General features: G+C 67.7%; 3 protein-coding genes. 2 read left to right on the top strand and 1 reads right to left on the bottom strand.

From position 1 onward, the window contains the following. A partial coding sequence (locus ACFZBD_RS34840) for an RHS repeat-associated core domain-containing protein (protein ID WP_391147698.1) occupies positions 1-2,791 on the top strand: 2,791 nt, incomplete at its 5' end. A gap of 967 nt (positions 2,792-3,758) precedes the next feature. Further along, positions 3,759-5,030 carry an ATP-binding protein gene (locus tag ACFZBD_RS34835; RefSeq protein WP_391147696.1) on the top strand — a complete coding sequence of 424 codons (1,272 nt, stop codon included), beginning with the start codon at positions 3,759-3,761 and terminating at the stop codon, positions 5,028-5,030. Between the two features lie 696 nt (positions 5,031-5,726). Here ACFZBD_RS34835 and ACFZBD_RS34830 read toward each other — a convergent pair. Then, positions 5,727-8,589, bottom strand: a 2,863-nt coding sequence (locus ACFZBD_RS34830) for an RHS repeat-associated core domain-containing protein (protein WP_391147692.1), incomplete at its 5' end; no start/stop codon positions are given.

Genomic DNA, 8,589 nt, shown 5'->3' with positions numbered 1-8,589 from the left:
TCTGTCGTTCAAGGACGCAACGGCCCATCCCGGCAGCACCACGTCGTATGACGGTCTGGGGCGGGTGAAGGAGTCCGTCTCCAACGACGTCGTGACCTCTCCCCAGTACGGCAGGGCCGGGGCAGCCGACAGCGTGGAAGTCTCCCCGGGCAAGGCAGAGGAATTCCCCGGTGAGAAGGTGACCGCCGTAGCACCGCAGGACCTGACCGGGGCACCTGTGGTGAAGACACTGACGCCCGGCCAGAGCACCCAGGCCGCCCGCTCCGGCCTGACCGTCATCCGCGACGATGCCGGCCGGGTGACGGAAAAGCGGCGCCCGGACGGCGCCGGGAAGACCACGTACACATACACGCCCGGCGGCCGGGTCGCCAGCTCTGTTTCACCGGGCGGCATCACCACCGCCTACACCTACGACAAGACCGGCCAGGTCACCGAAGTGACCACCACCTCAGCTGACGGCAAGACCGCCGAGAAGACCGGCTACAGCTACGACCCGTACACCGGCGCTGTCACCGCCGTCTACGACCCGGACGACAAGGCCGGCACGACCATCAGCTACACCTACGACGCCGACGGCAATATCACCGAGGCCAGCTACCCCGACGGCAAGACCATCCGCCAGGAATTCAGCAACGGACAGCTGACCCGGACCACCGACGCCGCCGGGCTGACCACCACCTACACCTACAACAGTGACGGCACCGTAGCCGAAGCTGTCCAGCGGGACGGCAACACCGAAGACAGCCCGGTGAAGGCAGAGATCGCCTACACCTACGACGGCCTCGGGCGCATCACCAAGGTGGACCGCGGCAACGGCGTCAGCACCGAAGTGCAGTTCACCGACGCCGACCAGATCAAGCACGAAAAGACCACCAGGGACGGCGCCCTGGTCAGCGAAGCGTCCTACCTCTACGACAGCCACAACAACGTGACCGAGCGAAGCGAGACCCGCCCCGCCGCAGAGGCTGGCGGCGCAGCCGGCGCGGCAGTGAAGACCACCACCCGCTACACCTACGACGCCTACAACCGGCTGCTGTCCTCCCAGGTCTCCGGCGCCGACGGCAAGGAGCTGGCGTCCAGCCGCTACGAACTGAACGTCTCCAGCGACGTCATCAGGACCGAAACCACCTCCAGCGCCGACGGCCAGGACAGCAGGCCCACCGTCACCGAACACGGCATCGACACGGCAGGCCGGCTGAACACCCTCACCGTGGACGGCCGGGAGCACGCCCAGACCTTCGACGGCGACGGCAACCTGCTCACCGACCACCGCGGAAACACCTACACCTACAACACCCGCAGCCAGCCCGTCAGCATGACATCCCCCGGCGGCAAGACCACCCGCTACGCCTACTGGGCCGACGGCAGGCGCGCCACCAGCACCGAGACCGGCGGGGAAGGCCAGCAGGCGCAGGAGCTGACAACCCGCTTCTACTACACCCCCGACGGCACCCTCATCAACGACACCCACACCCAGGGGGACACCACGTCGGCCGCCTCCTACCTCATGGCCGGCACCCGGCAGGCAAGGACCCTCACCGGAGACAGCGCCAAGGAAGCCGCCGCCACCGGAGAGGGCTACCTCATCCAGGACCGGCACGGCAACACCACCGCACTCACCAGCAGCAGCGGCGAGACCGTCCAGGCCTGGAACTACACCGACTACGGCCAGCACGCCGACCACACCGGCGCCCCGGCCGCCACAGCCGGCCCGCACCCGTCAGGAGCGGCACGCAACCCCTTCACCTACGCCGGTGAATACACCAACCCCGACGGCACCCAGTACCTCAAGGCCCGCACCGTCGACCCGGCCACCGGCCGTTTCACCACTCCCGACACCGCGCTCCAGCACAACCTCTACCAGGCCTTCGGCGCCAATCCGGTCACCAACATCGACCCCGAAGGCACCACCGAAATCCCCGACTGGGGCGGCTGGACCGTCATGGGCATCACCCTCGCCGCTGCGGCCATCACCGCCGCCGCCCTCATAGTCACCGTCGCCACTGGCGGTGCCTTCAGTATCGGACTCGGCATCGCCCTTGCCGGCGCCGCGCTCGACCTCGCCAGCAGCTCCCTCGAGGCTGCCGCCATGTCCACCGGCCGGACCCAGATCGACGACCCCCTCAACATCGCCGCCCTCACCTTCGGCGCCGCTGGCCTCGCCCTCGGTATCGGCACCGGAGCCGTCAAAGCTGTCTCCAAGATGGCCAAACGCTTCGCCAAGAAGGCTCCGGCCGCTATCCCTGCGGATACCGCTGTCCCTGAAGCTAAGACGTGGGAGCCGATCACGGACGGCCAGTCGGTAGAGGAGTGGGCTAAAAAGTCGCCCCCTATCGACTCAGACATCCTCAGCTCGATCGAGAGTAAGTACGCCTACGATCAGGACCCGGATTCGTTCAAGATGGGCCTGAACGGCCCTAAAATAGAATGGGAACTCTATCCGGTGCATGATCCGAACAGCCCCCCCGTAAAGGGGCCGAGGCGGATCGACTTCGAGCCCGATAACGACGCTCACGAGGTTCTGCAGCAGAGCATTCGTGACACGATCACCCTCGAAGCAGCCCGGCTGACAATGATCAAGGGAGTAGACGTCCCGACTCTGCAAATGAGAGCGGAGGCCATAGTATCTATTGGTCAGCGAATGGATAGTATCGCGGAACTGGCCACAAGAACCCTCCTCCAAATCCCGGGAAATACCCTGGAAATGTACAAGCCGGCTATTTACTGGGAGAATACTACGCCACTCTTTACGGATCTTTTCTTTAACCCGCGCAACGGCTACCGCTTGTAAACCCGGATCCTCTTGGGTGTTGCATTCGGTCTGCAGAAGCAGCTGGACGGGCCTGCTGATGCGGGCTTGTGGTTCACTTCGCTCCTTCAGGTATCGCGTGGAGGAGAGGGAGGAAAGAGCAGCAGCCCGGTAGTGGGTGACCTGGGAAGCCTCCGTCGCTGGTGTGGAAACCTCACATCGGCACCGGAGGCTTCGCTGGTCCGTGTTCTGCCACGCCAGACGCCCCGTACGAGCTCGCTGGGCATGTCTTCTGGCTTGCTCCACGCGCCCGCCGTGAGGGGAGCTGGACCGCAGGGACGGCGCCTGGGCCGCTGCAGACAAGGCGCCGTAAGACGAGACCAGTCAGGGATGACGGAACGTCAAGCCGCCAGATCCCCGGGAACGGCCCGAAGATGCGCAGCACCCCGGCCCCCGGGGCCTTACGCCCCACCGGCCGGCCCGTCTTCTGCCGCCTCTCCAGCCTGCCTGTCTGACGGCACCGTCAGCGGCCCAGCCACCATCCTCATCATTCGAGGCATCCAGGCCGAACTGCCCGCGTTGCTCCGCATCGGCGAAGCCCGCTGGCTGGAGAACCGGAACCTCAGCTGCGAGGTCCGGGTTCAGACACCAAGATCAGACCGCGGACCCTGGTCCCAGCTCAGCGGCCGGGCCGTTGCCAAGCCGCGGCCCATTGCCTGGCACCGAACCGCTGGGCAGGGGCGGGACGGCCGGGGCGCGCCAGGCAGGGCAGGCACCGGTGACCGGCTCGTGGTCAGCAGACGCTCTCCCGGTTTCGCCGTGGGGGCGCGCCGGGACCAGGGCGTCAGTCCTTTCCGGCCGGCCAGCAGAGCACGGATCTTCCCTCTGTCCTGAGGGCTGGGGCAGGAGGCCGGTCCTGCGGCCCGTGGGCACACCCCGGGTGCCGCTGGTGGGCGTGATCGCTATGGCTGACACTGAGACCAGGGCTGGCGCGAGTCGGGAGGCTCAGATGGCTTCACTCATCAGGAATCTCTCGGGAGAGCGGCTTGCGGGAAGTGCTTCCCCCGGCCAGGACGGCGCGGCTTTTGCGAGAGCCCGGTACCAGCGGCGGGCCCAGTGCAGCCAGGGTGCGCTGCGGCTCGCGATTGCAGCTTCGCTGACTGCTGACCTGGTTCTTTTCCCGCCGGTTGCGCCGCCGGTGTCGACCGCGGTCATCATCGCTTATGCGGTGTGGAGTGTGGTCCTGCTGTCGGCGAACAGTGCGGGCTGGTGGCTGGGTGCCCGTATGACCTGGATTCCCGTCCTGGTCGATCTTGTGGTGCTGACGGCTCTGGTGGCGATTTCGGGGGCCTTTGCCGACATCGGCACAACGCCTCAGAATGCCTTCGTCCTGGTGCCGGTCCTGGCAGCTTTCCAGTACCGGCCGGAGGTTACGCTGGCCGCCACTGCGGCGTCAGCAGTGGCGTTTGCTGTCGGGGTGGCCCTGGGGCACAGCGAGGATGACCCCTACGTGGAGGGGTCTTTGTTTCTCACCGTCTTCATCCTGGTGGTCGGCACCGCCTGCACCCTCCTGTCGTGGATCCAGCAGGCCAAAATGCGCAGTATCGCCCGGCTGGCGGAGGACCGCAGCGCCCTGGTAGCCCGCGTGATGTCGGCAGAGGACCGGGAGCGCGGCGCGCTGGCGGAGACTCTGCATGACGGTGCTCTGCAGAATGTGCTTGCGGCATTCCAGGATCTGGAGGAACTGCAGGACGGCCCCGGTGCCGCCGGGACGGTCGGCCGTACCCGCTCGGCTCTGCGGGAGGCCACCAGGCAGCTGCGCACGTCGGTCAGCACCCTGCATCCGGCGGTCCTGGACAGCGCTGGCCTGGTCCCTGCCCTGGGCACCCTTCTGGAGGAGACGGCCGGCCGGGGCGGTTTTGCGGCAGCGCTCGATGTGCGCACGGAGGAGTCCGGGCCGGCGGACCAGCTGCTTTACCGGACAGCGCGGGAGCTGCTCGCCAATGTTGTCAAGCACGCGCAGGCCAGCAGTGTGACGGTGCGTCTTTGGGCGGACAGCGCGATGGTTCACCTGGAAGTTGCTGATGACGGCTCCGGTATGCCCGGGGGAGCTCTGGAGAAGAGTGTTGCGGAGGGCCATATCGGCCTGGCCTCGCACCGGATCCGGGTGGAGGAAGCCGGGGGAAGCCTCCAGATCCGCCCCAACACTCCCCGCGGCACGGTCGCCACGGTCAGCCTGCCCCGGCATGGCCTGCGCGCAGCAGGCAGTCAGGCGGCGTAGGGGGGAAGGCGGTGCCCGCCGGATCCCGGAAGGGTTCGCCGGCTGTGTGGCAGCGGAGTGCTGGCCTGCTGCCGCATGGCAGTGGGCCAGCACCGCGAGCGGCCGCTCCGGGTGTTGCGGGACGGGTGCAGGCACGGCCCCGCCGGAGGGCTGCCGGCGCGGCCGATCTCGTAGCGCTCCGGCGGGGTGACGCACGGGGCCGTGGCCTGCTTGCCGCGGGCAGGTGGCCGTCGTCCGTGGCCCAGGTGGCCGACCACGGCTGGGTTCCCCAGGCCTTCCGGCGTGGGGACCGGCAGCGCCAGGGGTGCACTGGCTGTAGAGGAATACCCCGGCCCGCCAGGAACGTCCGCGCACCCTCCCCCAGCGGGATTCCCGGGCTCTGACGCCAGGCGTCGCACAGGCTGCCCTGCCATGGCGCCCTCGGAAGGCAGATCTGGCGGGAACCAGACCGGCCGGCCTGGCGTCTGGACGCCGGCGCCCCGCCCAGGCCGGCAACAGCGCGCGGATGCTGAGCCTGCCGTGTATCTCCGCCGCTGCCGGGTGCTGGAACTGCCTGCCCGCCTGCGGCGCCTGTGGTGCACCCTCCGCGGGGCCTGGACCGGCGCCCTCGCCCGGCGCGTGCAGCGGCGGCCCGGCGGCTCCGGCTGGCCGCAGCGGCTCACCGGGCTGGCCCGCAGATCAGTCACCCGGCGGTTTCTATCCCCAGCCCGTCTCGACCGGCGAGAACAGCTGGTCCGTCATCAGCAGTTCCCGGCCGGCAGGGATGAAAGGGTCTGGCACCTCATCAGTCCCGCCCAGGCTCAGTTTCGTAGTGGTGGCCATCTCATGGTGGTTTCCGCGGCTGGTGTAGTAGAGCCTCAGCAGGTAGGGGTCATCAGACTTATGGAGCGGTCTGTTCGCGGCATTCAGCATCCTGGTGTGCGCCTTGCCCACCTGCTGCCAGTACATGATTCCGTCGGTCAGTGTCTTCTTCAAAGGGACCAGCTGGTCGAGTAGTTCAGCGGAGCTGAGCTCCGTATTTGCGGTCTGGAGCGCCTGGTTCAGTTTTCCGATCTCCCAGTGCGCCTTGAAGATCATCTGATGGTGCTGGTCGGCCGGGTCGAACTCCGTCCATTTGGTCTGGACGTTCCTCTTCATCCAGGCGGCAGCCCGTGGGGGCTGCTGGTAGTTCCAGGCTGCCGTTCCGTAGGCTGCTTTGTGTGTAATGGTGTGGGCCCCGGCGGGCCGCCATTTCCTGCCCTGCTGGGCGGCCTGCCAGAGGTCGGTCAGCTGCACCTGTTTCCCTGCCGGGCTGAGGGTCCACGGGATGGCACCGGTGCCGGCGAAATCACTGGTGATCGCTCCCCGACCAATTCTGGTGTAGTCGCCGGCGCTGGTGAAGGCGGAGCCCAGGCCGAGAGCTGCGCCTGCTGCGCCGGTGACGAGCGAGGCGATGACGAGGGGGTCTTCGAGCTGGTTGCGGCCGGTTGCCCGGGCGGCGACATCCAGCAGAGCGCTGGCTCCGTCCAGGACTGCTCCGGCGAGGGCTGCGGCGAAAGCGAAGCTGGCGGGCCCTGCGGCTACTGCCGTCAGCGCCGTGGTGATGATGGCGACTGCGAGGGCTGCGCCGGCGATGAGGTAGGTTCCCCAGTCCGGTATGTCGGTATGCCCGCTGGGGTCGGTCCTGGTGACGGGGTTGGCGCCGTAGGCGAGGTACCGGTTGTGGACAGGTGCTTTGTCTGCGGTGGTGAAACGGCCGGTGGCCGGGTCGACGGTGCGGGCCTTGAGGTACTGGGTGCCGCCGGGGTCGGTGTATTCGCCGGCGAAAGTGAAGGGCTGGCGTGCCGCGCCTGCGGGCTGGGCGGCCGGGGAGGGCAGGGGCTGGCCTGTGTGGCCGGCTGCCTGGCCGTAGTCGGTGTAGTTCCATGCAGCGGTGATGGTGCCCTGCTGGCTGGCGAGGGCGGTGGTGCTGCCGTGCCGGTCCTGCAGCAGGTAGCCGCTGCCGTCTGCCGCGGCCTGTTCAGCGCTGTCGCCGGTGAGGGTCCGGGCCTGGCGGGTGCCGGCGAGAAGGTACGAGGCGGCTGTTTCCCGGGGCGCTTCGAGGTCCCCGGTGGTGTGCACATCGTTGATCAGGGTGCCGTCGGGGGTGTAGTAGAAGCGGGTTGCGCTCCGGTTTCCGGCAGGGGCGCTGTCCTGGGTGGTGGCCCGGCTGCCGTCGGCCCAGTAGGTGTAGTGGGTGGTGCGGCCGTCCGCTGTGGTCAGGCTGGCGGGCTGGTTGAAGGCGTTGTAGGTGTACCGGTTTCCCTGGTGGTCGGCGAGAAGGTTGCCTTCGTCGTCCCACTGCTGGGAGTGTTTTTTGCCGTCGGTTTCGACGGTGGTGAGCCGGCCGCTGGAGTCGATGTGATTTCTGGTGATGGTCCTGGCGGGCGGTTCGCCGCTGGTGTAGCGGGTGGATGCGCGGGAGATCACGTCGCCGGAGACGTTCAGCTCGTAGGCGGTGTCCGACAGCTTGGTGCCGTGTCCGTCGGAGACGGAGGAGCCGGTCAGGCGTCCGTAGGCGTCATAGGTGTAGTGGGTGGTGGTTGTGTCCGCTTCTTCTGTGCGGCCGCCGGCTGCCGGGCGGGGGCGTTCGTCGGTCCGGCTGGTCAGGTTGCCGTGGCTGTCATAGGTGTAGGAGGCTGCGGTGAGAAGAGCGCCGTCCCGTGTCGTCTTCTCGGTCTTGATCTGGCTGGCGCCGGTGAACGTGATGTCGGTGACGGCCCCGTTGGCCCGGGCGATCCTGCTGATGCGGCCCAGGCCGTCGTAGGTGTAGGAGACCTGGGCCTTCACCTCGCTGGTTTCGTCCCGGCCGGTGCGCTGCACGGCTTGCGCGAGAGTTCCGTCAGGGTTGTAGGTGTAGAGCGTTGTCAGCCCGGCCGTATCTGTCAGTGCATCCAGCTGGCCGTGGCTGCCGAACTCGCGCCTGATGGTCTTGCCGCCGGGGTAGGCCACCTCGGTGGTATTGCCGTCGGCGTCGTAGGTGTAGGAGATCTTCGTGCCGGTTTCGTCGTCAGGGTTGAAGACCGCGGTCAGGGCACCGGTGTACGGGTCATAGGTGTAGGAGGTCTTTTCGGTCTGTCTGCCGTCAGCGGGAGTGACGCTCACGCCGGTGACCCGTCCGGTGTGCTGGTCGTAGGTGTAGGCGGTGGTGATGCCGCTGGGCGAGACAGAGCTGGCGACCTGGCCGCTAGGGGTGTACGTGAAGGTGGTTTTCCTGCCGTCCGGGCGCCGTTCTTCCACGGCCCGCCCGGCGCTGTCCCGGACGAGAGTGGTGCCCGGTCTGCTGTTGTTTTCGGGGTCCTGGCCGGGGGCCAGTGTCTTCACTACAGAGGCGCCCGTCAGGTCAAAGGTTCCCCTGGCAGTGATTGTGCCGCCGGGGAATGCGCTGTTCTGCGGGGTTGCTGTGGAGGCTTCCAGCTGGCCGCCCCTGCCGTAGGCGGGTTCGGTGGCAACATCCTGGGACTGTGACCGGCTGAGCCGGCCGAGGGAGTCGTAGGCAGCGGTGGAGTCTGTCTGTTCCGTGCCGTCGGCGAAGGCGGCG

It is taken from the genome of Streptomyces sp. NPDC008121 (genome assembly GCF_042957155.1).
Taxonomy (GTDB): Bacteria; Actinomycetota; Actinomycetes; order Streptomycetales; family Streptomycetaceae; genus Streptomyces.
This window is presented reverse-complemented; position numbering and strand designations above follow the sequence as displayed.